Here is a 24,968-nt window from a genome sequence, read left to right as displayed (position 1 = left end):
TGAAACTAGTTCATGGTAAATAGACTGAATAATCACATGTTTTAAACTAGGGTTCGTTTGTCGGCAAGAAACATCTGAACTATTTGGTGAGAAAAATTGATAAAACCCTTTCATTTGGTCAGACTATTTGATGGTAAACTATAGTGCGGTGAGTCCTTCGTAGATCTAAATTTAAGGGAAGCTAATAGTTATATAAAATTAATATTTATAGTCAGGGTGATAACTTTGAACAATCCATTATTAAATATTGAGAATCTTAAAACATCATTTAGGATAAAAGACGATTACTATGCTGCAGTTGATGATGTAACTCTTTCTGTTAATCCAAATGAAATTCTCGCAATCGTTGGTGAATCAGGATCAGGGAAAAGTGCGTTAGCGTTCTCAATTATGGGTTTGCATAACAAAGAGCGTACGAAGATTGAAGGACAAATAAATTATAAAGGTGAAAATATAGCGAATCTACCACCGAAGCAACTGAATAAGTTACGTGGTGATGAGCTTGGAATGATTTTTCAGGACCCTTTGACAGCCCTTAATCCGTTAATGACGGTTGGCGAACAAATCTCTGAAACCTTGCTCCTACACACAAAGAAAACAGCAGACGAGCGGAAAAAGCGTGTCATTGAATTACTCAATCTAGTAGGAATTCCACGTCCAGATTATACAGCTGGTCAGTACCCTCATGAATTGTCTGGTGGTATGCGTCAACGTGTCGTTATTGCGATCGCAATTGCCAATGAACCTACCTTCTTAATAGCAGACGAGCCGACGACTGCATTAGATGTAACGATCCAATCGCAAATTCTTGATTTATTAAGAGAACTTAAGGAAAAAATGAACACAGGTATTATTTTGATCACCCATGATTTAGGTGTTGTAGCTGAAATGGCAGATCGTGTGGCAGTTATGTATGCTGGACAAATTGTCGAGGTTACAGACGTTAATAGTTTATTTAAGGCTCCAAAGCATCCTTACACTAGATCATTGCTTAATTCGGTTCCTTCTGCAGATCAAAAAGGTGGAAAGCTCCACGTGATTGAAGGGATTGTTCCATCACTACAAAATCTTCCGAGAACGGGCTGCCGATTTAAAGCTCGTATTCCATGGATTAGTGAAGCGGCACATGCCGATCATCCAGAATTACTTGAAGTAGAACCAGGGCATTTTGTTCGTTGTACTTGTTACAAGGACTTTCATTTCCCTGAGCATCAAGGAGGGAATGTATAATGTCATTTCTTGACGTAAAAGATTTAAAAGTCCATTTCCCGATTAAGGGAGGGCTGATTCCGCGAGTTGTTGGCCATATTAAAGCAGTTGATGGTGTAAGCTTCTCAATTGAACAAGGACAAACGTACGGTCTTGTTGGTGAATCAGGTTCAGGAAAAACGACGACAGGTCGAGCGGTTATTGGTTTAAATAAAATTACTTCTGGTCAAGTTTTGTTTGAAGGTCAAGATATTACCGGAATGAAGAAGTCAAACGGAATTGACTACCGCCGTGACATTCAAATGATTTTCCAAGATCCGTATTCTTCACTTAATCCAAAAAAACGTGTCGCAGATATTGTTGCTGAACCGTTACGTAATTTTGAGAACCTTGGACGTGATGAGGAACGAAGAAAAGTACAAGAGTTAATGGAAAAGGTAGGCTTAAGTCCTGAGAGCATTCTCAAATATCCACATGAATTTTCAGGTGGGCAAAGACAACGGATTGGGATTGCCCGTGCGATTGCGTTGAAGCCGAAATTAATTATTGCCGATGAGCCGGTTTCTGCACTCGATGTATCTGTTCAGGCTCAAGTCTTGAACTTCATGCAGGATATTCAAAAGGAATTAAATCTTACCTATTTATTCATCAGTCATGATTTAGGAATTATCAAGCACATGTGTGATCATATTGGGATTATGTATAAAGGCCGTTATGTTGAACAAGGGACAACCGACGATATTTTTAATGATCCACAGCATATTTACACAAAACGTCTTATTTCAGCTATACCCGATATTGATCCAAATAAACGGAGTGAGCAATTTGCATTCCGTGAACAGGTGAAGGCGGAGTATAAGGAAGCCTACGATAGATATTTTGATGAAGAAGGTTTAGCTTATCCCCTGCAACCCGTTTCCAAGACACACCAAGTAGCTTTGCCTGGGAAGGGTGAATAATTATGTGGAAATTTACTTTACGAAGAATTTTAATATTAATTCCTCAAGTCATTTTACTAAGCGTGTTGATTTTCATCATGGCGAAAATGATGCCAGGGGATGCATTAACTGGACTTATTGATCCAAGTATTGATCCAGCAATTATGGAAGAGAGACGTGAAGCACTCGGTTTAAATGATCCATGGCATGTTCAATACTGGGATTGGGTCAAAGGAGCGGTTCAATTTGATTTTGGTCAATCGTTCCGCTACAAGATGGACGTGTCTGAATTAGTCTGGGAAAGACTGATCAACACATTCTGGTTATCACTAGTAACATTAATACTAACGTACCTTATTGCGATTCCATTAGGGATCACAAGTGGTCGCTTTAACGATACATGGGGAGACCGTTTAATTACTGGTTATACGTATGTAGGGTTTGCGGCACCGTTATTTATCTTTGCATTAGTTATGCTTTGGATATTTGGTTTCAAGTTGGGCTGGTTCCCAACTGGAGGTAGTGTGACCCCTGGGTTAACACCAGGAACGTTTGAGTACTTTATGAGTAAATTAAATCACTTATTATTGCCGGCATTGTCGATGGCATTGATTACGACGGTATCGACGGTTCAATATTTAAGAAGTGAAATTATTGATACGAAGCAAAAAGAATTTATTTTAACTGCTAGAGCAAAAGGGGCACCTGAATCACGTGTCTACAACAAGCATATTTTCAGAAACTCACTATTACCAATTGCCGCGTTTTTCGGTTATGAAATTACTGGTTTAATTGGTGGAGCGATTTTCATTGAAAATATTTTCGGTTATCCAGGTATGGGGCAGCTTTTCTTATCATCGATTACACTACGTGACTTTAGTGTCGTAACTGCATTGGCACTATTATTCGGTATTGCCTCAATTTTAGGTGCATTATTATCAGATATAATTTTGAGTCTTGTTGATCCACGGATTCGGATTAAATAGACATTGAGGTGGTGATGAGATGAGTACAAACAACACAAATACGGCAACAGTATCAAAGTCAGAAGATCTTCAAAAAAGTCCATCTGGCTGGAAAATAGTCATGCGTGAAATTGTTAGAGATAAGGTAGCTTTTGTATCATTAATCTTCTTAACGTTAATTGTTCTTTTTGTATATGGAGTCTCGATCCTACTAGATCAAGCTGAGATTGTCTCGGTTGACCTATTTTCAATCCATGAAGCACCATCCAGTGAATTTTGGCTTGGGACTGATTATGGTGGTCGTGATATTTTTGGACAACTAATTATTGGTACTCGTAACTCATTAAGTATTGGTATTTTAGTTACACTATTTAGTGGGATTATTGGAATTGGAATTGGGGTAATTTCAGGATACTTTGGTGGGACTATTGATAATATCTTTATGAGAATTGTAGACTTTTTCATGATCTTACCATTCTTAATGATCGTTATCGTATTCGTTGCAATCGTACCGAAATATGGAATTTTCTCATTTGCGATGATTATGACAGCCTTTCTCTGGATGGGAATCGCAAGGCTTATTCGATCGAAGGCCTTACAGGAGAAGGAACTTGAATATGTGCATGCATCTCGCACACTTGGTTCTTCACATGCGAAGATTATTTTCACGCAAGTCCTGCCAAATTTAAGCTCGATCATTATTGTAACAATGACGTTAAATTTGGCAGCTAATATTGGTTTAGAGTCCGGCCTTTCCTTTTTAGGGTTTGGATTTCCTGAAAGTACACCAAGTTTGGGGACATTAGTTAGTTATGCAACTAATCCGCAAACATTGGAGTTCAGATGGTGGATTTGGGTACCTGCATCAATTCTAATTTTAGTGTTGATGTTAAGTATAAATAATGTCGGTCAAGCGCTTAAGCGTGCGACAGACGCAAGACAAAGAAGAGGATAAAAATAGGGAGGTCAACATGATGGGAAAGTCTAAGTTTACTAAAGCATTACTTGCTCTTATGCTTGTACTATTGCTTACACTTGCTGCTTGTGGCGGTGGAGACGAAGAATCTGCACAGAACAACGATGCGGATTCAACTGATGAAACAACTGAAGATACGTCTAAAGAGGGTCTTTATTCAATTGACGACTTTAGCCAAATCAAGACAAATGAAGGTGAAGCAATGGAAGGTGGTTCATTTACTTATGGACTAGTTTCTGATACGGCTTTTGAAGGGACATTAAACTGGAACTTCTATTCTGGTGGTCCAGATGCAGAAGTACTTGCTTGGTTTGATGAAGCACTTCTAACTTGGGATGCTAACTATGTGTACACTCAAGATGGTGCTGCAACATATGAAGTTGCTGAAGATGGCCGTACATTCACATTTACAATCAAAGATAATGTAAATTGGCATGATGGTCAGCCTGTAACGGCTGAAGATTGGGAGTTTGCTCACTTAGTGATTGGACACCCTGACTATGACGGTCCTCGTTATGGTGCTGATTTCACTAACATCGAAGGTATGGAAGCATACCACGCTGGTGAAGCTGATTCTATTTCTGGTATTAAAGTAATTGACGAAAAAACACTAGAAATTACTTATATTAATTCATCACCATCACTAGTTACGGGTTCAATTTGGACATACCCGCTAGCTAAGCATATTTTTGGTGAAATGGAAGTTGCTGAAATGTCTGCATCTGATGCAGTAAGACAGAACCCAATCGGTTTTGGTCCGTTTAAAGTAGATAGCATTGTTCCTGGTGAGTCTGTTGTTTACACGAAGAACGAAGACTACTGGCGCGGTGAGCCAAACCTAGATGAAGTTGTCTTAAAAGTTATTAACCCGAACGTTGTTGTTCAAGCACTTAAATCAGGTGATGTTGATACTGTTGATTCATTCCCAGTAAACCAATTCCCTGATAATGCTGACATGTCAAACGTTGAATTCCTAGGTATGACTGATCGTGCGTACACTTACATTGGTTTCAAACTTGGTAAGTGGGATGCTGAAGCTGGTGAAGTAATTCCTGATCCAGAAGCAAAAATGGCTGATGTGAACCTACGTAAAGCAATGTGGCATGCAGTTGATAACCAAACAGTTGGTGAGCAGTTCTACCATGGCCTACGTTGGAACGCAACAACATTAATTCCACCATCTCATCCAGAATTCCATGATGCATCAAACGCTGGTGTAGCATATGATCCAGAAGCTGCAAATGCACTTCTTGATGAAGCTGGATATGAAGATGTTGATGGCGATGGAATCCGTGAAGATAAAGACGGAAATCCACTTGTAATTAACTTCGCTTCAATGAGTGGTGACGATATTGCTGAGCCATTATCACAATATTACATCCAAGCTTGGAAAGAAGTCGGCTTGAATGTACAATTATTAGATGGTCGTTTACAAGAATTCAATACGTTCTATGATCGTGTTGAAGCAGATGATCCTGCAATTGATATTTATCAAGGTGCATGGGGTGTAGGTATCGATGTTGATCCGACTGGATTATACGGACGTACAGCTCCTTATAACTACACTCGTTATGCTAGTGAAGAAAACGATCGCTTGTTAGCTGAAGGTGTTTCTGAAGAAGCATTTGACGTTGACTACCGTAAAGACATTTACAACCAATGGCAACAACTTATGGTTGATGAAATTCCTGCATTCCCAACACTTTACCGTGCAGCAGTAGTTCCTGTAAACAATCGTGTACACAACTACTCAATCGGTGATGGTACTAATATGTACCTATATGAGATTGCTGTAACGCAAGAAACTCCAATTGCTGAGTAATCGAATATAAAAAAGAAGCATCCCTCATTTAGAGGTGATGCTTCTTTTTTTGTTAGTTGGTAGAGATTCTATGATGATTCAGTTTTTTTATAGGTAAATGGTCAAGTTTACGATCCTAAAGGTTAGTTGCGGACATTTGTTCCGCTAAATAGTGGGAAAAAGCGATAAATCGTGTAGTAACGGACATTTAATCCTTTATTTAGTGTCCTAGCTGTCATTTTTTTAAGATTTATATGAAATAACGGATCATATGTCCCTAATCCTTTTAAAAAGGAGATTTAATGAGATTTAAGGGATCTAATGTCCGTAAAGAGTTCTTAAACCGTATCAGGAAAAACAACGCTTTTTAAATATCTGTTTCTAAATAAGCCTCATCACCAATTCTTACCTCTGCCTGGCCATTCGTTAAATTAGTCATCCATTCAATAAAGGTGTCGACTTCTCCAACTGGGACATAGGTTTGGACATCAACTTTTTCAACATAGTCGGTTCCTTTCATACGATAGCTCGATTCACGTAGAGCGTGTTCAACTTTTCCGAGCCAATGATAATCAATTTCGGTGTGGACTATGTTCATTAATGAACGTTCGACAACACCAATGGCGTTAAGCCCCTCGCTAACCGAGCCACCGTATGCACGAATCAAGCCACCAGCACCTAATTTAATTCCGCCGAAATACCTTGTTACAACAACGACAGTATCCTTTAGCTGGCGTTTCTTTAATACCTCCAGCATCGGCACACCTGCCGTTCCACTTGGCTCCCCGTCGTCATTCGCTTTTTGGATTTCATCGCGTTCGCCGATTAAGTAGGCGGAACAGTTATGATTCGCATTCCAATGTTCTTTTTTAATTCTTTCAATATAGCTTTGAGCCTCTTCTTCTGTTTGTACTCGGTTAAAGTGTGCGATAAATCGTGATTTCTGAATAATAATTTCATGAGAGCCAGATTCTTTTACGGTTTGATATGAAGCTAACACAGTATTTCCCCTCGCTTTTAGAGATTTTTACAAAAATACGTCATCTAAATGTAATGTTATTCTGGTACAGTATGTATGAAGCTCATCGGACTAGATATAATAGAATTATCCTGCCTATTCATCTGAAAATGATGTAATATAAGGATAACGAAATGTTTAGTATGTGGCAATGCCTTGGAGGCTGCTCCTGAGAAAGAGGTTGATGAGCTTATGAATGAAAAGTCCCTCGATTTGATTTTAGATAAAACATTGGAAACCGTTGATGCAAGTCGTGAACAAATATTTCAAATTGGCGAGCAATCTAGGCAGGAACTATCTGCACTTGAAAGAGAATTAATAGAAGTCAGGATAAAGGTTGGTTCGGTGATCGATCAGTCTGACCGTATGCGACTCCACTCCCGAATGGCACGTACTCGTTTACTAGAGGTAAGTAGAGATTTTGCTAAATATTCGAATGATGAAGTGCGAGCGGCCTATGAGCAGGCAAATGACTTTCAAGTGAAATTGGCTGTTCTTGAACAGGAAGAACTGCAGCTCAGAGAACGTCGTGATCAGATTGAACGACGTTTAGGGAATCTGAAGGATACTGTTGAGAGAGCTGAGCAGCTCGCAAGCCAAATGTCAGTTGTCTATAATTTTTTAGCTAGTGATTTGAAGGTGATTGGTGATGTGATTGAGGATGCCAAGGAAAAGCAGGCATTTGGATTACAGATTATCGAGGCCCAAGAAGCTGAAAGAAAGAAGTTATCTAGAGAAATACATGATGGACCTGCTCAAATGATGGCAAATGTTCTTTTGCGGTCTGATCTAATAGAACGAATTTATCGCGAAAAGGGAATCGAAGAAGCGCTGAATGAAATTCGAGACCTACGAAAAATGGTAAAATCCTCCCTTGCAGAAGTAAGAAGGATCATATATGATTTACGACCAATGGCGTTAGATGATCTTGGATTAATCCCAACTCTCGCAAAATATTTGAAGACCTTTGAAGACCATAATGGTGTCATTGTTGAGTTTACTCATGTTGGACGAGCCCAAAGGCTGCCTCAACAACTAGAGATTGCTTCATTCCGTCTTGTCCAGGAAGCAGTTCAAAATGCCTATAAGCACGGCCAACCTACTGAAATCCAAGTGAAAATTGAAATTAAACCGACTAAGGTTATAATGATAATTAAAGACAATGGCAAAGGCTTCAATCCAAAGGTCAAAAAGGCAGGATCATTTGGCTTAATTGGTATGCGTGAGCGAATCAACATGATTAAAGGAGAAATGAATATCCAATCAAAACCAAATCAAGGGACATTGGTCATCATTGGAATACCATTAAATGAAAAGTAATGCATTAATCTATAAAACTATTATTGTTTAGCAGAGAGGTGAGATCTTAATGATCCAAATCGAAAAGAAAAAAATAAAAATAGTGATCATCGATGACCATCAATTATTCCGTGAAGGAGTTAAACGAATTCTTGCAATGGAAGAAGAATTTGATATTGTTGCTGACGGCAATGACGGATCACAAGCTATGGATCTAGTTGAGACGTATCAGCCTGACGTGATTTTGATGGATATTAATATGCCTCACATGAACGGCGTTGACGCGACAAGAGAGTTAATCGAGCGATTCCCAGATGTAAAAGTATTAATCCTATCCATTCATGATGATGAATCCTATGTTAATCATGTATTGAAAACAGGTGCTTTAGGCTATCTGCTTAAAGAGATGGATGCTGCTGCATTAATTGAAGCAGTGAAAGTCGTTGCTGCTGGAGGAGCTTACATTCATCCGAAGGTAACACGTAATTTAATAAATGACTACCGCCGTCTTGCAGGAGAAGATGAGCAGCACGAGGATTCAATCGGATACAGAGAAGTCGAATATCGTAAGCCATTACATATGTTGACTCGTCGTGAATGTGAAGTCTTGCAGCTAATGACCGACGGACAAAGCAACCGTGCAATTGGTGAATCGCTGTATATCAGTGAGAAAACGGTTAAAAACCACGTTAGTAATATTCTTCAAAAGATGAGTGTGAATGACCGAACGCAGGCGGTTGTTGAAGCGATTAAAAAAGGTTATGTCATTGTTAGATAGCTGATTGGATGATCTCTGGGAGGAGGTCATCTTTTTTTGCTAAGGAGCTATAACAATGAAAGTTAGTTAATGCTAGAGATTAAGGTTGGACTCGTTCTGCCAATTTCAAGGTGAAGGTTATTTTACGGACATTTGTTCCGCTAATTCATCGAAAAAGTGAAAAATGAAGTGGTAACGGACATTTAGTCCTTTATTTAATGCCGAGGCTTCAAAATTTTATACTTTTATATGAAATAACGGATCAAATGTCCGTTAATATGAAGATATGAGGTATTTTAGGCAAATAAGGGACTCAATGTCCGTATGAATTGCACTTGCTATAGGTTTCCCCAATAATTTGATCCTTAGTTGGTGCACCTCTCTGTATGTATACTTCAACCGTGCATTGCTGTTTCGGCTCCCTTTGTTGAGGAGAGGGGGAAAGACATTTGTCTTTCTTGATTGAATCATTAACAAAGGGTGAGAGTGGTGTGATGGAGGTGGGGCAAGAACCTCTAGGCTCGCCTCGGTCAACTTTCTTCGGTTGAGATGAGATGTGGTAGGAGGTACGCTTCTCCTGTTTTAAAACTCGTGTCGAGCTGAAAGGTTCTAGTTGAAAGCAGGGGTATTTAGTTGTAGAGTAGTAATGTATGTTAAAATTTGTATTGGGAATAGAAAAGTGAGGAGCTATTATGGAGAGAACAGTTGCTGTTGTAACAGATAGTACAGCCTATTTGAGTGAAGATGTTCGTCGGGATTTAGGCATTCACATGGTTCCTTTAAATGTCGTGTTTGGGAATGAGTCGTTTCAAGAGGAGACAGATTTAACAACCGAGGAATTTTACGATAAGATTTTGGAGATTGAAGATTTGCCTACTACGTCACAACCGGCGATTGGGCAGTTTGTTGCTTTGTTTGAACAGTTGGTCAAGGATGGCATTAAGCAAGTGATTGCCATTCATTTATCTAGTAAAATTAGTGGGACGTTTCAATCGGCATTAGCCGCTGGAGAGATGGTTGATGGGATTGAACTAATTGGTTTTGATTCTGAAATTAGCTGTGCTCCTCAAGGTTACTTTGTATTAGCTGCTGCTAAAATGGCGAATGAAGGAATGAGTGCAGAAGAAATCTATAGTGAGCTACGAGCATTACAGGAAACGTCGCGTGCTTATTTTATGGTTGATGATCTTAATCATTTGCACAGAGGTGGACGTCTATCAGCTGCTCAACTGATTGTTGGTAATTTATTAAAGATTAAACCGATTCTTCACTTTGAAGAAGGACAAATTGTTCCGTTTGAAAAAGTAAGGACAGAGAAGAAAGCTCTTGCTCGAATTAAGCAACTGTTAGAGGAAGATGTCAACAAAGGTGAACCACTCTCAGTCACGGTCATTCATGCTAATCGACCTGATGGAGCAGAGGATCTTGCTAAATCTATCAGAGATTCATTTAGCAATGTCACCGTTTCAATTAGTTATTTCGGACCAGTTATTGGCACCCACTTAGGTGCGGGTAGTCTTGGTGTTTCATGGAACAAGCAATTATAATCTATCATCCTAGAGCATGACAGACTTTTTCTGTTATGCTCTTTTATTATGGAAAAAAGGATGTGTTCACGTGGAGTTAATTCAACTTTTTATGCTTGGCAAACGATTGCTTCGTACAGAAATTCCCTTTCCTAAGCATGAACTACAGCCACTTATTGAAAATCAAACGCTCATGCTAGAAACAGGTCTTATTAACAAAAACGGCAAGATCTTATGCCGCCGTTGTGGAAATAAAGATAAATCCTTACTCGGGTCTCATCCTTGTGCAAAATGCCAAAGCAGCAAATGTATGTATTGTCGACATTGTCTCACTCTTGGAAAAATAAGCAGTTGTCAAATGCTCTATCGCTGGACAGGGCCCCAACTCCCATTTCCGAAAGTTGAAGCAGCACTCACTTGGGAAGGTGAGCTTTCGTCAGGCCAGCGACATGCTTCAAAGCAAGTGAGGCAGGCAGTGATCAATCAGAAATCAATGCTAGTGTGGGCCGTTTGTGGAGCTGGAAAAACAGAGGTGCTATTTGAAGGACTTGCTGAAGCTTTTCTTCATGGCCATCGAGTGCTTCTTGCAACACCGCGGACAGATGTTGTCAAAGAGCTTTATCCAAGACTCAAGAAAAGCTTTCCCTTGATTAAAATGTCAGCACTCTACGGTGGCAGCAAAGACAGAGCTCCAGATGCCCAGCTTGTCATTGCAACAACCCATCAGGTGATGCGATTTTACAGAGCATTTGATGTCGTGATCGTCGATGAGGTTGATGCCTTTCCTTTTTCGTTTGATCAAAGCTTGCAGTATGCGGTCGAACAAGCCCAAAAACAACTTTCTGCTTTGATTTACTTAAGTGCAACCCCAGATCACACCTTACTTCAATCATCCGACATTGAAACAATTAAAATCCCCAGACGCTTTCACAATCACCCACTCCCTGTTCCCAGGTTCCAATGGACTGGAAATTGGTTCAAGAAAGTAACCAATAACAAATGGCCAAATGGCTTAAACAAATGGCTAGCCGAAAACCTGGCACAAAATAAACCTCTCCTCCTATTCATACCATCAATTAATACCCTTCAGCTAACATCAGCCTTTTTACACAACGAAAGCTTCTCCCATCAAACCGTCCATGCCGAGGATCCGGAGCGGCATGAGAAGATCACACAGTTCCGTAATCAACAAATTCCTCTTCTCTTAACAACAACCATTCTAGAAAGAGGGGTCACATTTACGAATGTTCAAGTGGCTGTACTTGGATCAGAAAATGATGTCTTTACAGAAGCGGCTCTTGTTCAAATTTCCGGTCGCGTTGGCCGACACCCTGATTATCCTCAAGGAGATATATGCTTTTTTCATAATGGAAAAACGAAAGCGATGATGAAGGCGAAACAGCAAATTGAAAACATGAATAAAGAGGCTGGGTTTAAATGAGTCGCTGTTTAGTATGTCATGAGTCTTTTTTTGAAGCACCTAGCTGGAGCAAAATCCTTTTGCTGAAAAATCCTGAACGAATATGTGGTCAATGTGAGGCTAAGCTTTCACCACTTATAAGAACGGATTGCTGTGTTCTTTGTTCACGTTCTTTGATTGATGTTCATGAGGACTATAAGAAAGAGGACCGATGTCTAGATTGTCTACGCTGGGAGTCGCGAGCTGACACAAATGGCTTACTTGAGCGGAATCGGTCTCTGTATGAGTACAATTCGTTTCTAAAAGAGTGGTTAACAACCTTTAAGTTTCGAGGCGATGCCGCGGCAGCGATCTTTTTCAGTGAAAAACTGGCATCAGTCTATAATCAGGAATTTATGGGGTATTTACCTGTTGCGATTCCACTAAGTGAGGAACGGCTGCTGACAAGAGGCTTTAATCAATCCGCTTTAATGATGGAGGGCTGGGCCGTAGACCATCCAATACTCTCTAGAACATCAGGCGAAAAGCAAAGCAAGAAAAATAGAAAGGAACGGCTTCGCCAGGTCAATGTCAATCCGTTTACTTTAAATGCTGACAAGTTAAATCTGATTAAAGCTGAAAAAATTTTATTAATTGACGATATATATACTACAGGTACAACTATCAGGCAAGCGGCAAGAACGTTACGTGAAGCAGGGGTAGAGAAAGTGGCTTCATTAACGGTTGCAAGGTAAATCAATCTACTGTTTAGAACAATGACAGATTGCCTCTTGCTAAGATATATAACAACAAATGAAAGGGTGCAGATATATGCAAGAAGTAGCGAATTGTCCTAAATGTGGAGGGATCTTTGTCAAGGCATTACGTCCGCTGTGTAATAATTGTTATAGAGAGCAGGAGCTGCAGTATGAAACGGTGTCTAAATTCATGCGTAAAAAACAGAATCGAATGGCAACGATTCAAGAAGTTCATGCGAAGACCGAAGTTCCAATTGATGTCCTACACCAATTCATTCGTGAAGGCCGCATTTTAGCAACGAGCTTTCCTAATCTAGGTTACCCATGTGAATCATGTGGGAACACGATTAAAGAAGGACGTTTATGCGGTGGGTGTAAAGGGAATATAACGAGTGGACTTGAAGCGATCCAGAAAGAAAACGATTTTAATGAACTTAAGAAAAAGGAAGAAAATAAATCTAGAGCGTATTCATCTTTAAATGATCGACTCAATAAAAAGTAGTTAACATTTTATAAAAGCGTGCCGATATAAATAGTACTAAGTATCGGTGCGTTTTTTAATGGAGAAAATAACACTAATAGAAAACGTATAGAAAGAGGTGCACAATATGAAAATCAATCCATATCTTTCCGTTCAACAAAATCCGTACAAGAAGCAAGTGGATAAGACTGAGAAGGCATATGATATCAAAGCGAAAAGTGACAAGCTCGAAATCTCAACAGAAGCGTTGAAGATGCAGCAAGTCACGCAGGTCGATCCTGCACGTCAAGCCAAGGTCGATGCCCTAAAGCAAAAGATCGAAGCAGGCGAGTATAAGGTTGACGCTCAAGCAGTTGCAGCAAAGTTTTATGATTATTGGAATGAGTAAAAAGGAGGGATAGACATGTCGCTACAAGCCATTGTTCAATTATTAGAACGAATTGATGAGATTCACCACCAATTACTGACAATCGCTGAAAGTAAAATAGAAAAAATAAAAAGTGGCGACATGCCCTCAATTGAAGCACTTGTTCGTGAGGAAACGAAGCTTGTTCGTAAGCTTGAGACAACTGAGGTTCTTCGTTCAAGAGTTGTTCAGACATTTCTGCAAGAAAAGGGCGAGGCAACAGAAAACGCAACGATCAGCGATATTAAGAACTATGTAACAGAGACAGAACAGCAGCAGCTATCCAAGCTACAAGAAGCGATTATTGCACAGGCGGTTAATTTAAAGACTGTCAATGATTTAAATCAATCATTAATCGAAGAATCGCTGCGTTTTGTTAATCTTTCCCTTGATTTGATGGTGCCACACAAAGAGGACATTAGCTATAGTCCTAGACATCGAGATGACAAGCCGTTTGAACGGGGTCGCTCTTTATTTGATTCAAAAGCTTAAAGGACTAGTAGAAGCGGAGGAAAATGGACATGCAATCAACGTTCCATGGTTTAGAGACAGCAAGACGTGCGATGATGACACAGCAGTCTGCTTTGCATACAACAGGACATAATATCGCGAATGCGAATACAGAAGGCTACTCTCGTCAACGAGTAAACTTCAAAACAACAGAGCCATATCCAGGCGTTGGTTTAAATGCCCCGAAAATGCCAGGACAAATTGGAACAGGTGTTAAGGCAGACTCCATCCAACGTGTTCGTGACCAGTTTTTAGATATTCAGTATCGTAATGAAAATAATAAGCAGGCCTACTGGGATTCAAGGCACGTCTCTCTTGAGAAAATGGAGGATATTTTGAATGAGCCATCAGAGGAAGGCTTGAATAACCAAATCAATCTCTTCTGGACATCACTTCAAGATTTGACAGTTGACCCTGAAGACTCGGGTGCACGCTCGGTTGTCCGTCAACGGGCCGTTGCTGTTGCAGAAACATTTAACTATATGCACGACTCACTAGCAACGATTCAAAATGATTATAAAAATGAGATTAACGTAACAAATGCAGAGGTTAACTCATTATTAAGCCAATTAGACAGCATTAATGCTCAAGTACGAGCAGTTGAACCAAATGGCTATGTCACGAATGACTTGTATGATCAACAGGACTCAATACTTGGGCAACTCTCTCGAATTATCAATATAAAAGCAGATCGCGAGAAAAGTGGTGGAAATGCTAATCCATCTGCTGAGGGTGCAGTTACTGTGACACTAATTGATGATGCAGGACAACCATATATGAACCAGTTAACTGGTCAGCCACTTAAGCTAGTTGATGGTACAGGTGCTGCAGCTTATAAAGAACTTTCGATGGAATTTGCTAATGACCAAACGGCTGTTAATAAATTCGCTTTTGTTGATTCAGAGCCAACTGTTGTTGTTGACGCAAACGGGAACACGACAAATCAAGTTAATGAATATACAATTGATCTTGAAAAAATGCCTAGAGGTGAGATGAAGGCATTAGTTGAGGCACATGGCTATCTAGATGCTAGTAATCAAGTTAAAGGTGTATTCCCTGATATTTTAAAAGAGTTAAATGGCATTGCTGAAGTATTTGCAACTGAAATGAACAATGTCCATAATATCGGATTTACATTACCTAATAGTAACGGTGAAGTAAAAATCGGTGGGGACCTATTCGATTTATCAGCAGTGACGGCCGGTGTAGGAGCAGCAAAGGCAATCAAGCTTGATGCAACAGTTCGAGCAAGTCTTGATAATATCGCTGCAGCTGGCGTAAGTATCGATCAAATTGTTTCAGAAGAAAAAAAGCAAGAATACAAAGACTTACTCGCAGCATCACCAAGGGATTATGCTCAGATTCAAGCATTTCTTAACGAGTCAGATCCCGCTAATCCTGACTATAAGGTGAATTTCATAAATGGCAACTGGGCAGCCTTTTCTGGGGATGGCTCGAATGCCAAGAGACTCGCAGATATCAAGGATACTTCGTTACAATTTAATAACGATACTGGAACAATTAGTAGCTATTATCAAGGGGTTATCGGTGATATGGCGGTTAATACTCAGGAAGCATTAAGAATGACGAATAGTTCAGAAGCGTTAAAGGAAAGCATTGATTTCCGAAGACAATCAGTCAGCAATGTGTCAGTTGATGAAGAAATGACGATGATGATTCAATACCAACACGCGTATAACGCTGCAGCAAGAAATATTACAATGGTTGATGAAATGCTCGATCGTATTATAAACAACATGGGTGTTGTCGGTAGATAAAAGGAGTAGGTGAGATCATGCGTGTAACACAAGCAATGCTTTCAAATAGCACATTAAGCCATATTAGTAATGGATATAGCAAATTAGCAACGACTCAAGATCAGCTAGCTACAGGTAAAAAAATCACTCGTGCTTCACAGGACCCTGTTGTTGCAATGAAGGGAATGCGTTACCGAACGCAGGTACTAGAAGTTGATCAATTCAAGAGAAACTTAGGTGAAGTGTATAACTGGTTAGAAACAGCTGATGAGGCACTTGACCAAGGGACACAGGTACTCCAACGAATCCGTGAGCTTGCGACACAAGCATCAAATGATACGTACAATGAAACAGAACGAGCTAATATCTCTAAAGAGGTTAAGCAGCTTAGAGAACATCTACAATCTTTAGCTAATACGAAAAATAGCAATAAATATATTTTTAATGGTACAAATACAACAACAGCTCCAGTCATTGATATGGAGAAAATGAACTATTCAATTACTGATTTAACGAACGGTTCAATTGCAAACCCTGACTCAGTTGATCTTGTCTATAATGGAAAGACATTTAGACATTCAGAAACAACGGCTGAAGGCGTACAGATTTTTGAGGACATTTCAAATGCTGATAATCAACTAACCGTCTCAGCTGATGGTCAACAGGCTGTGTTCTCTAAACCAAATATGGAAGACCCTACAGCTCCAAGAGTAGAGGAAACCCTTCGTACAAATGATGTCGTTGTTGCAAATCGTGATTCAATTTCAATTAATACTCAAAACGTTGAAATAGAGTTGATGAAGGGTGTGACGGTTCCAGTTAACGTTAATCCAGCGAATGTGTTCAGCAATGCTCTTTTCGGTGACATTATCCGCTTAGAAAAAGCACTTGAAGATGGAAATGTTAAGGGACCTGAATTAACAGGGTATATTGATAATATGTTTGGACATATCAACCAATTTGTATCTGAACGTGCTGAACTTGGAGCAAGAGTCAACCGTATTGAAATGATGGAAAATCGTCTAATGGGACAAGAAGTTACAGCAAAACGAATCATGTCTGATAATGAAGACGCTGATATGGAACAGGTTATTATTGATCTAACAACACAAGAAAGCGTCCACCGTGCGGCACTTGCTTCTGGTGCAAGAATTATTCAGCCAACATTAATGGATTTCCTACGTTAAAGGGTGATTATTGATGCAACTGCCATCAATTCAAATACAGCAAACACACGCTAAAATTAACTTACAATCTAATCGCCAACCGATTCAGATTAATCAGCATCATGCGGATATGCAGATTAGTCAAGAGCATACTGGGTTAATGAAGATTAGCACCTCTGACTCGAAGCTTACGATTGATCAAAGAGAGGCATTTGCTGATGCGAATTTAAAAACACCTTTGCGGTTAAGTAAAGAGTTTTTAAATGATAGCAAAAATACCGTCTATCAATACATCGCGAAAACCGCCCAGCAAACGAATCAGCTGATGAGAATTGAAAATGGCGGAGAAGCGATACCGCAACTCGCTAAACAAAATAGTCAAAAGCCTGAAAAACAACTAACACTAGAATACATGCCAAAAAACATGTCGAGAGTGAAGTTCAACTATCAGCCGAGTGAAGTAAATATTAATGTTCAAAAAAGTGAACCTAATATTCAAGTCACTCCAAGAAGCCCTGATATTCATATTCCGAAATGGCAGGCAGATGTGTATGTAGCACAGAAAAATCAGATTTCGTTTGAGGCTGTAGGGGTCAATGTGAATAAGGGGTTGTAATAAGAGAGAGTTTACTCACAAAAAAAGAGTAGAACGTGCTTTTTTAGTGACCTATTTGCTTCTAACAATGAAAGTCCGTTATGATAGAACTCATAACGGACTTTTTTGTATTGAAAATCAAAATAATTTTAGACAAGATAAGAAGGAAAAGGTGAAATTATGAAAATAGAGACGAAGTATGCTGGAACAATTAATATAGAGGAAAAGGATGTACTTACATTTGAACAGGGCTTGCCGGCTTTTGAGGAAGAAACGTCGTTTATTCTTCATCCATTTGATCAGGACACGCCTTTCTTTGTTTTACAGTCAACGACAAGTGTTGAGATTGCCTTCATTCTTGTTAACCCATTTGACTTTGTAGTGAACTATCAAGTGAAGCTATCTGATTCTACTATTGAAGCACTCGATATAAACAAACAAGAGGATGTTGCAACATATGTCATGTTGACAGTAAAGGAACCGTTTGTTGAGACAACAGCGAATCTACAAGGACCAATTGTCATTAATATTTCAAACCAAAAAGCAAAACAAATCCTTCTCAGTGATAGTGAATACAAAACAAAGCATCTTATTTTCAAAGAGGCAGTTACAATAGGGAAGGAGGAAAAGTAAAATGCTTGTCCTAACCCGAAAATTAAATGAGGCTCTTAAAATTGGTGACGAGATAGAAATTAAAATACTTTCTGTCGACGGTGACCAAGTAAAACTTGGAATAGAGGCCCCGAGAAATATTGACATACATCGGATGGAAGTATATGCAGCGATTCAGGAAGAGAATAACGCAGCCGCAAAAACAGTATCCCTTGATGCCCTAAAGGGATATAAGAAGACCTAGAGATACCTATAATTAGGCAATATCAACAGCACAAAATAACTCTTATTAGATGATATTAAGAGTTATTTTTTTATTGGAAGAAAATAGTTTTAAAAAAAACTAAAAAACTATTATAAAACACTAAACTTCAAGAAACGACAACCGATATATATAATAAGCAGGAAGCAATGAAGATGGCGGCCGACATCATCAAGCTAAATGCTCCAAAATCTAATAGAACATCCAACCACAAGGATGTGGGCGGATCCAATTTCAAGGAGGAAATTATAATGATTATCAACAATAACATGAATGCAATGAACTCTCAACGTCAAATGGGTATTAACCTTAACAATGCGGGTAAATCAATGGAGAAGTTATCTTCTGGTCTTCGTATTAACCGTGCGGGCGATGATGCTGCAGGATTAGCAATCTCTGAAAAAATGCGTGGTCAGATTCGTGGATTAGATATGGCTTCTAAAAACGCACAAGATGGTATCTCAATGATTCAAACAGGTGAGGGTGCGTTAAATGAAGTTCATGCAATTCTTCAACGTCAACGTGAACTTGCTGTGCAATCTGCCAATGATACTAATCTAGATGCAGACCGTACACAATTAAAAGCAGAATTTGATCAACTTTCTGAGGAAATTGGACGTATTAAAGATAATACAACGTTCAACCAAAAGAAATTATTAGATGGTTCTGAAGATGGCAAAGGGAAGATCCATGTTGGTGCAGATGCTGGACAAACAATCGATATTAACTTTACTACGGAAGGTGTTAATTTAACTACACAACAAGGTTTAGTTGCTGCTGCAGACATCTCAACACAAGCCGGAGCTGACACTGCAATTACAACAGTTCAAACTGCACTAGAAACAGTTTCTGCAGGACGTTCGTATCTTGGTTCATTACAAAATCGTTTAGAGCATACTATTAAGAATCTTGATAATGCTTCGGAAAATATCCAAGCTGCAGAGTCTCGTATCAGGGATGTAGACATGGCTAAAGAAATGATGAACTTTACTAAGAATAATATTCTTAATCAAGCTTCACAAGCAATGCTTGCACAAGCTAACCAACAACCACAATCTGTATTACAATTATTACGTTAATATATTTAAAAGAAAAGGAATGGTTTTCATTCCTTTTCTTTTTTTAAAAATCCTTAATATTTATGTATAGGAAATTAACTAGAACTTAGTTTCCTATTTATAAGTATTAATTCAAAAAGGAGTATTAAAAATGACTACTAGATTAGTTGAAGCACTAATTCCTGAATATATAAAATCTTTTTCCTGTATTGGTTCAGCATGTGAAGACACATGCTGTGCAGGTTGGACGGTGAATATTGATAAAGAAACGTATAATAAATATAAAAAAGTAAAACAGCCTACTATGAAGTCTAGATTTAAGGACAATCTCGTTAAGAATCGCTCTAATCCTACTAATACTAATGCTGCAAAAATGAAAATGAATCAAGGAAACTGTTCTTTTTTAAGTAGGGAAGGATTGTGTGATATCTATAATAATTTAGGTGAAGATTACTTAAGCAATACATGTGCTATATATCCAAGAAAAAATAGAATAGTTAATCAAATATTCGAACAAAGTTTAACTGTATCATGTCCTGAAGCTACAAGATTAATTTTATTAAACAAGGATGGGATTAAATTTGAGCAGGGTTTTCAAGAATTGAAAATTAGAAGCCTTGTAAGTCTATTGCCCGAGTTTAAGGGAGAGATTAAAGATTGGAAGGACTATTTTAATGAGTATAGATATATAACTATCTCTATCCTCCAAGATAGGAGATATACTCTTGAAGAGAGACTCCTAATCCTAGGCTTATTTTATAATGAGCTTCAGGAATGTATAAATAAGAATAATCTGAAGGATATACCTAATATTTTAGGTGAATATTTGAAGTGCGTAGAGGATGAAACATTTCTTGGTGCTTTTACGGAAATATCCAAAAGAAAAGATATACACCTTCGATTATGTAAAGAGCTAGTAATATTAGGTTTAAACCAAACAGTTACTTCTAAAAGATACCTAGAATGTTTAAAAGACATGATTGCTGGTTTGAAAATTGAAGATATTAGTTCCGATGAAGATACTCAGAAACTATATGAAAATTCATATGAAAAATATTATTTGCCTTTCATGAAAGAGAATGAATATATAATAGAAAACCTTCTTGTAAATTATGTATTTAAAGATTGTATGCCGATAAATGGTGATTCTCCATTTGATAGTTATTCAATTATGATAATAAACTATGCTCTAATAAAGATACACTTAGTGGGAATGGCGAGTCATCGAAACGAAATCACTATAGAAATGGTTATTAAGCTTGTACAGTCATTATCAAAAACCTTTGAACATGACCCGAAATATTATGATAGTATAATTAATTTGTTGAAAGAAAAAGATATGATGACATTGGCATATTTGTCCATTTTAGTTAACAATTAAAAAAACAACTTAATAGATCTAATAAAAGTACTTTGTTTACCTTTTTCGAATAGTGTATTGAATAAATTTCTAGACGAACATTAAATAAAACTAATGGTACATTGAATTCTTGTACCATTAGTTTATAGAACTTTAAAAAAGGTGTTTTGTTAATATTATTAAAAAGTAATAACATTTTAAGGAATAAATAAAAAAACGCAAAAAATATTCATATAAACTAATTTAATTTGTTATTTTTCTGATCGTGAAATTATATAATATAGAGACGTTGTCGGCTATGACAGGTGTGTATTAATAGTCATACAAACTCGGTTTCAAATTATACATAATAAGCGAATGAGATCTTTTATTGTTAAAATCTTTTAACTTCAAGTCTTCCTCCTCCATTCTCCTCGAATTAATCTATTTAAAGAATTTTACCTTATTAGTATTAACTAATATCTTTCATCAACTTTAAATCCTCTTATTATATACACTTCTTCCGTCTTACCTTTTCCGCTCTTTTAGATGGATATTAGTTTAAGAATTATCTCTTAAATCAAAGAATTTTAAGACTTGTCGTTTACTTTTATGGAATTACTAAATTATATTTTAAAAAAACCGATATAATTAATAATAAAAATTGAAGGGGAGTAATAACATGGAGATTTTAAGAGGTGCTTATAAATTATCTTCAGATGTTTTACTGGAAAAAAAAGAGAGGAAAGGTATTGAGGGAATAGTAAATGAGAGACAATTTAAAGAAACGCAAACATACTCTAAAATAGAACTAGATAAAAAAGTAGATGCCTTCAACCAATTTCTGAAAGTGACAAATACAAACTTGAAATTCAATCTACATGAGGAATTAAATGAATATTATGTCACAATTGTTGATCAGAACACAAACGAAGTCGTTAAAGAGATACCCCCAAAAAAATTATTGGATATGTATGCGGCAATGAAAGAGACACTGGGTTTATTCATAGATAAAAAGATCTAAAAAGGAGAGAGAGTTTATGAGAATAGGTGGAATTGCATCCGGAATTGATACTGAATCAATTATTAAGCAATTAATGCAAGTTGAACGTCAGCCCTTGGATCGTTTTTCACAAAAAAAGCAAACGTTAGAATGGCAAAGAGATTCATATAGAGAGATGAATTTAAAATTGCGTGCTCTTGAAGAGTCGGCTGCGAGTATTCGATTGCGTTCAAATTTAAATACTCGTGAAGCAACTTCATCAAATACAAGTATGTTTACAGCTACAGCTAATTCAAGTGTAGAAAATGGTACTTATAATTTCAGAGTAAACAGTATTGCCACAAAGACAACGAATATTAGTCAAAATAAAATTACAGTGGCAGGTGATCCTCCTCCAACGCAGTTTAGTGCTTCGACCACTCTTGATACACAAGGAGCATCGATTGGTAATGTTAGTGCTTATCATAACAGTGTTTTTTCTATCTCGACATATGATGCTAATGGAGTAGAAAAAAAAGCAGAAATTACTGTTGATACGTCTAAATCCTTGAATGATATGCTTAAACAAATTAATGACTCGGACATAGGGGTACGTGCATATTATGACTCTGCTTTTGATAAGCTAGTTATTGAAAGGAAAGAAACCGGAACTTTTAATAAGCAGGATGGTACAAATACGAATCAAGTAGTTTTTGGTGGGGATACTAGTTTTTTAAATAACGTCCTACATATCCATCAAGGAAATGAAGTAGGCGGAAAAAATGCGGATGTCGAGTTTCAAAATCCTCTTTTTCCAACCGATACTATACAAAAGGAATCTAGATCAAACAGTATTACTATTGGGGGCATTGCATTTAGTGTGAAAGCTACAACAAATGGGGTATTTGAGCAAGTAACAGTGACCTCGAATACTGATGATGCCTTCAATAAAATAAAGGCGTTTGTAGAGAAGTACAATGAAACTATAGCTGAAATTCAAGCGAAAGTAAATGAACCAACCTATCGTGATTTTCCACCTTTAACAGATGAGCAACGTCAAGAAATTTCTGAACGTGAAGCTGAACTTTGGGATGAAAAGGCTAAAAGTGGTTTACTGCGAAGGGATCAAACATTAAGTAGTGCCTTAACAACTATGAGAAATAATATTTATACTCCTGTGCAGACAACTGGGCAGTTTAATCAAATTACTCAAATAGGAATTACAACGACCAATAATTTTCGCGCCGGAGGACGTTTAGAAATAGATGAAACAAAGCTTAAAGCCGCTTTAGCTGAAGATCCTGATTCTGTTCATCAGTTATTTAATAATCTACCAAGTACAGATCTAACAAATAAGGCATTAACTGAGAGTGAGACTGGAATAATCGGAAGGCTTCGAACCTCACTAAAAGGGGTTATGGACAAAGTTGTTGATAAGGCTGGAAATGAGTATCGAACAAGCCAACAATTTACAATAGGTAAAGAATTAACAAACGTAGATAAACAAATTACAGATTTTCAAAGAAGACTCTCTCAAATTGAAGACCGATACTGGGCTCAATTTACACGAATGGAAACGGCTATGAACCAAGCAAATGCTCAGAGCAGTGCACTAATGAATCAACTAGGTATGGGCATGAGCCAATAATGAATAAGGAGATGAACAACTATTATGGCAATCAGTAATCCACAACAAGCATACCAACAAAATAAAGCCGTTACTTCATCACCAGGAGAATTAACTCTAATGCTTTATAACGGATGTTTAAAATTTATTACACTATCATCTAAGGCAATTGAGGACAATAATGTTCAGTTGAAACATGAAAATCTTATCAAAGCCCAAAATATAATAAGAGAATTAATGGTGACTCTTAAAACAGATACAGACCTAGGAAAAAACATGATGGCACTTTACGATTTCATTTTAACGAGATTAACAGAAGCCAATACAGAAAATAGCCTAGTAAAACTAAAAGAAGCTGAAGGCCTCGTTAAAGACTTCCGTGATACATGGAAGGAAGCCTTGCAGATCGATCGTAAGAAGCGTCATGGATCGTAATTGGCTTCAGTTAGTTGATGTTTCTGAACGTTTGCTAGATCAACTTAATCGCTTTCCTAAGGTGGATGGAGATGAGAGGGAAGTGGCTTTTACTACTATTGAAAGTCTTCTAGCAGAAAGAGAACAGTTTATCACATTGATTCAATCCCCGGCTGTAACAGAAGAAGAGAAACAAGTAGGAAACCACTTACTAAAGCTCAATCGTGATATTGAGCAAGGTCTAGCTCGTCTAACTAATCAGTTGAAATTAGATATTGATCGGATGAAGCACAAGAAAAAGATTAATCGTAAATATGATAACCCTTATGATGTAGGAACGAATGAAGGGGCATTTATTGATAAACGTAGTACATGAGCCAAGTCATTTAAGTGACTTGGTTTTTCTTTTTTTATTCTAGGTTACCTCCTATGCTATACTACAAGAAAATAGGAGGCGTTCAAATGGCTAAGCGACAAGAAGACGTTGTGAAGTATACATACGAGGATTACTTAACCTGGCCCGAAGAAGAGTCAATCGAGCTCATGGACGGTGTTCCTATTGCTATGACACCTGCACCATCTAGAGAGCACCAGAGAATTGTTGTTGAGTTGGTCTCTACTTTCCATTCCTATTTAAAAAATCACCCATGTGATGTCTATGTTGCTCCATTTGATGTTAGACTTGGTCATAACCCGAACAGGGACGACGAGACCTATACCGTTGTCCAACCCGACCTTAGCATCATCTGCGACCAAACCAAGTTAGATGATCGTGGCTGCAAGGGTGCTCCTGATCTTATTATTGAAGTTGTCTCACCTTCCACCGCATCCAATGACTATATCCGTAAACATAAGATATATGAGAAATATGGTGTGAAAGAATACTGGCTTGTACACCCGAGCGATCAACTGATTACGGTTTTCTTGCTTGAAGATGATGGTTTTGGAAAACCGACGTATTTTGATAAGGGAGGAACGATTTCTGTTCATACTCTTCCTGGTTTTGAATTTGAAGTAGGGAGTTTATTTATAGATAAAGGCCAGTGAAAAGGAATTCCTTCTTCACTGGCCTTTATAGTATTGAGCGTAACTTATTGCTCCATATAGAGTCCA

The 24,968-nt window shown here is 38.0% G+C and carries 26 protein-coding genes; 25 read left to right on the top strand and 1 reads right to left on the bottom strand.

Annotation, left to right across the window (positions count from 1 at the left end; genetic code table 11):
* Positions 1-225 precede the first annotated feature (225 nt).
* The 5 genes from J7W16_RS02840 to opp4A are packed head-to-tail and all read left to right on the top strand — an operon-like array spanning position 226 to position 5,910.
* Positions 226-1,230: an ABC transporter ATP-binding protein gene (locus J7W16_RS02840; RefSeq protein ID WP_210595669.1), complete on the top strand. Its 1,005-nt coding sequence runs from the start codon at positions 226-228 to the stop codon at positions 1,228-1,230.
* Positions 1,230-2,168: an ABC transporter ATP-binding protein gene (locus tag J7W16_RS02835; RefSeq protein ID WP_246879803.1), complete on the top strand. Its 939-nt coding sequence runs from the start codon at positions 1,230-1,232 to the stop codon at positions 2,166-2,168. Before J7W16_RS02840 ends, J7W16_RS02835 begins: the two co-directional genes overlap by 1 nt.
* 2 nt (positions 2,169-2,170) lie before the next feature.
* A complete protein-coding gene (opp4B, locus tag J7W16_RS02830; protein ID WP_210595668.1) occupies positions 2,171-3,133 on the top strand; it encodes an oligopeptide ABC transporter permease in 963 nt (320 codons plus the stop codon).
* A gap of 19 nt (positions 3,134-3,152) precedes the next feature.
* Entirely contained in the window at positions 3,153-4,067 is a 915-nt protein-coding gene (locus tag J7W16_RS02825) for an ABC transporter permease (RefSeq protein ID WP_210595667.1), read from the top strand.
* 19 nt (positions 4,068-4,086) lie between these two features.
* Positions 4,087-5,910 carry an oligopeptide ABC transporter substrate-binding protein gene (gene opp4A, locus J7W16_RS02820; RefSeq protein WP_210595666.1) on the top strand — a complete coding sequence of 608 codons (1,824 nt, stop codon included), beginning with the start codon at positions 4,087-4,089 and terminating at the stop codon, positions 5,908-5,910.
* Positions 5,911-6,256: 346 nt separating this feature from the next.
* Here the strand turns inward: opp4A and J7W16_RS02815 are convergent, their stop codons facing one another.
* Positions 6,257-6,889 carry a YigZ family protein gene (locus J7W16_RS02815; protein WP_210595665.1) on the bottom strand — a complete coding sequence of 211 codons (633 nt, stop codon included), beginning with the start codon at positions 6,887-6,889 and terminating at the stop codon, positions 6,257-6,259.
* 210 nt (positions 6,890-7,099) lie between these two features.
* On the opposite strand from J7W16_RS02815, the gene J7W16_RS02810 reads away from it, so the two are divergent.
* The 20 genes from J7W16_RS02810 to J7W16_RS02715 all read left to right on the top strand — a co-directional run bounded on the left by J7W16_RS02810 (position 7,100) and on the right by J7W16_RS02715 (position 24,902).
* Positions 7,100-8,227 (top strand): sensor histidine kinase, encoded by a 1,128-nt coding sequence (locus J7W16_RS02810; protein ID WP_210595664.1) that lies wholly within the window; start codon positions 7,100-7,102, stop codon positions 8,225-8,227.
* A 49-nt stretch (positions 8,228-8,276) separates the two neighbouring features.
* Complete coding sequence (locus J7W16_RS02805; protein WP_210595662.1) at positions 8,277-8,984, top strand: response regulator transcription factor; 708 nt, start codon at positions 8,277-8,279, stop codon at positions 8,982-8,984.
* Between the two features lie 671 nt (positions 8,985-9,655).
* Positions 9,656-10,510, top strand: coding sequence for a DegV family protein (locus J7W16_RS02800; protein ID WP_210595660.1), 855 nt, complete (start codon positions 9,656-9,658; stop codon positions 10,508-10,510).
* A 70-nt stretch (positions 10,511-10,580) separates the two neighbouring features.
* Positions 10,581-11,930: an ATP-dependent helicase ComFA gene (locus J7W16_RS02795; RefSeq protein ID WP_346726891.1), complete on the top strand. Its 1,350-nt coding sequence runs from the start codon at positions 10,581-10,583 to the stop codon at positions 11,928-11,930.
* Positions 11,927-12,643, top strand: a complete 717-nt coding sequence (locus J7W16_RS02790; protein WP_210595656.1) for a ComF family protein — start codon at positions 11,927-11,929, stop codon at positions 12,641-12,643. Before J7W16_RS02795 ends, J7W16_RS02790 begins: the two co-directional genes overlap by 4 nt.
* 76 nt (positions 12,644-12,719) lie before the next feature.
* Complete coding sequence (locus J7W16_RS02785) at positions 12,720-13,148, top strand: TIGR03826 family flagellar region protein (RefSeq protein ID WP_210595654.1); 429 nt, start codon at positions 12,720-12,722, stop codon at positions 13,146-13,148.
* 106 nt (positions 13,149-13,254) lie between these two features.
* Positions 13,255-13,515, top strand: a complete 261-nt coding sequence (flgM, locus tag J7W16_RS02780; protein WP_210595653.1) for a flagellar biosynthesis anti-sigma factor FlgM — start codon at positions 13,255-13,257, stop codon at positions 13,513-13,515.
* Positions 13,516-13,530: 15 nt separating this feature from the next.
* Positions 13,531-14,025, top strand: a complete 495-nt coding sequence (locus J7W16_RS02775; RefSeq protein WP_210595647.1) for a flagellar protein FlgN — start codon at positions 13,531-13,533, stop codon at positions 14,023-14,025.
* A gap of 29 nt (positions 14,026-14,054) precedes the next feature.
* Positions 14,055-15,821 carry a flagellar hook-associated protein FlgK gene (gene flgK, locus J7W16_RS02770; protein WP_210595646.1) on the top strand — a complete coding sequence of 589 codons (1,767 nt, stop codon included), beginning with the start codon at positions 14,055-14,057 and terminating at the stop codon, positions 15,819-15,821.
* Between the two features lie 17 nt (positions 15,822-15,838).
* Positions 15,839-16,987: a flagellar hook-associated protein FlgL gene (flgL, locus tag J7W16_RS02765; protein ID WP_210595645.1), complete on the top strand. Its 1,149-nt coding sequence runs from the start codon at positions 15,839-15,841 to the stop codon at positions 16,985-16,987.
* Between the two features lie 13 nt (positions 16,988-17,000).
* A complete protein-coding gene (locus J7W16_RS02760; protein ID WP_210595643.1) occupies positions 17,001-17,582 on the top strand; it encodes a DUF6470 family protein in 582 nt (193 codons plus the stop codon).
* Between the two features lie 159 nt (positions 17,583-17,741).
* Positions 17,742-18,194, top strand: a complete 453-nt coding sequence (fliW, locus tag J7W16_RS02755; protein WP_210595641.1) for a flagellar assembly protein FliW — start codon at positions 17,742-17,744, stop codon at positions 18,192-18,194.
* A 1-nt stretch (position 18,195) separates the two neighbouring features.
* A complete protein-coding gene (csrA, locus tag J7W16_RS02750; RefSeq protein ID WP_210595640.1) occupies positions 18,196-18,417 on the top strand; it encodes a carbon storage regulator CsrA in 222 nt (73 codons plus the stop codon).
* A 269-nt stretch (positions 18,418-18,686) separates the two neighbouring features.
* A complete protein-coding gene (locus tag J7W16_RS02745; RefSeq protein WP_210595639.1) occupies positions 18,687-19,514 on the top strand; it encodes a flagellin N-terminal helical domain-containing protein in 828 nt (275 codons plus the stop codon).
* Positions 19,515-19,644: 130 nt separating this feature from the next.
* On the top strand, positions 19,645-20,874 hold the full coding sequence (gene fliB, locus J7W16_RS02740; protein WP_210595637.1) for a flagellin lysine-N-methylase: 1,230 nt from the start codon (positions 19,645-19,647) through the stop codon (positions 20,872-20,874).
* Between the two features lie 640 nt (positions 20,875-21,514).
* On the top strand, positions 21,515-21,856 hold the full coding sequence (gene flaG / locus J7W16_RS02735; protein ID WP_210595636.1) for a flagellar protein FlaG: 342 nt from the start codon (positions 21,515-21,517) through the stop codon (positions 21,854-21,856).
* 16 nt (positions 21,857-21,872) lie between these two features.
* Positions 21,873-23,462 carry a flagellar hook-associated protein 2 gene (locus J7W16_RS02730; RefSeq protein ID WP_210595634.1) on the top strand — a complete coding sequence of 530 codons (1,590 nt, stop codon included), beginning with the start codon at positions 21,873-21,875 and terminating at the stop codon, positions 23,460-23,462.
* Between the two features lie 24 nt (positions 23,463-23,486).
* Positions 23,487-23,876, top strand: a complete 390-nt coding sequence (gene fliS / locus J7W16_RS02725; RefSeq protein ID WP_210595633.1) for a flagellar export chaperone FliS — start codon at positions 23,487-23,489, stop codon at positions 23,874-23,876.
* On the top strand, positions 23,866-24,231 hold the full coding sequence (gene fliT, locus J7W16_RS02720) for a flagellar protein FliT (protein ID WP_210595631.1): 366 nt from the start codon (positions 23,866-23,868) through the stop codon (positions 24,229-24,231). Before fliS ends, fliT begins: the two co-directional genes overlap by 11 nt.
* A gap of 86 nt (positions 24,232-24,317) precedes the next feature.
* Positions 24,318-24,902, top strand: a complete 585-nt coding sequence (locus J7W16_RS02715) for a Uma2 family endonuclease (protein ID WP_210595630.1) — start codon at positions 24,318-24,320, stop codon at positions 24,900-24,902.
* Positions 24,903-24,968 lie beyond the last annotated feature (66 nt).

It is taken from the genome of Halalkalibacter suaedae, assembly GCF_017939705.1.
Taxonomy (GTDB): Bacteria; Bacillota; Bacilli; order Bacillales; family Bacillaceae_D; genus Halalkalibacter; species Halalkalibacter suaedae.
Note: the sequence above shows the minus strand (reverse complement) of the source record. Positions and strands in the feature narration are given on the sequence as shown.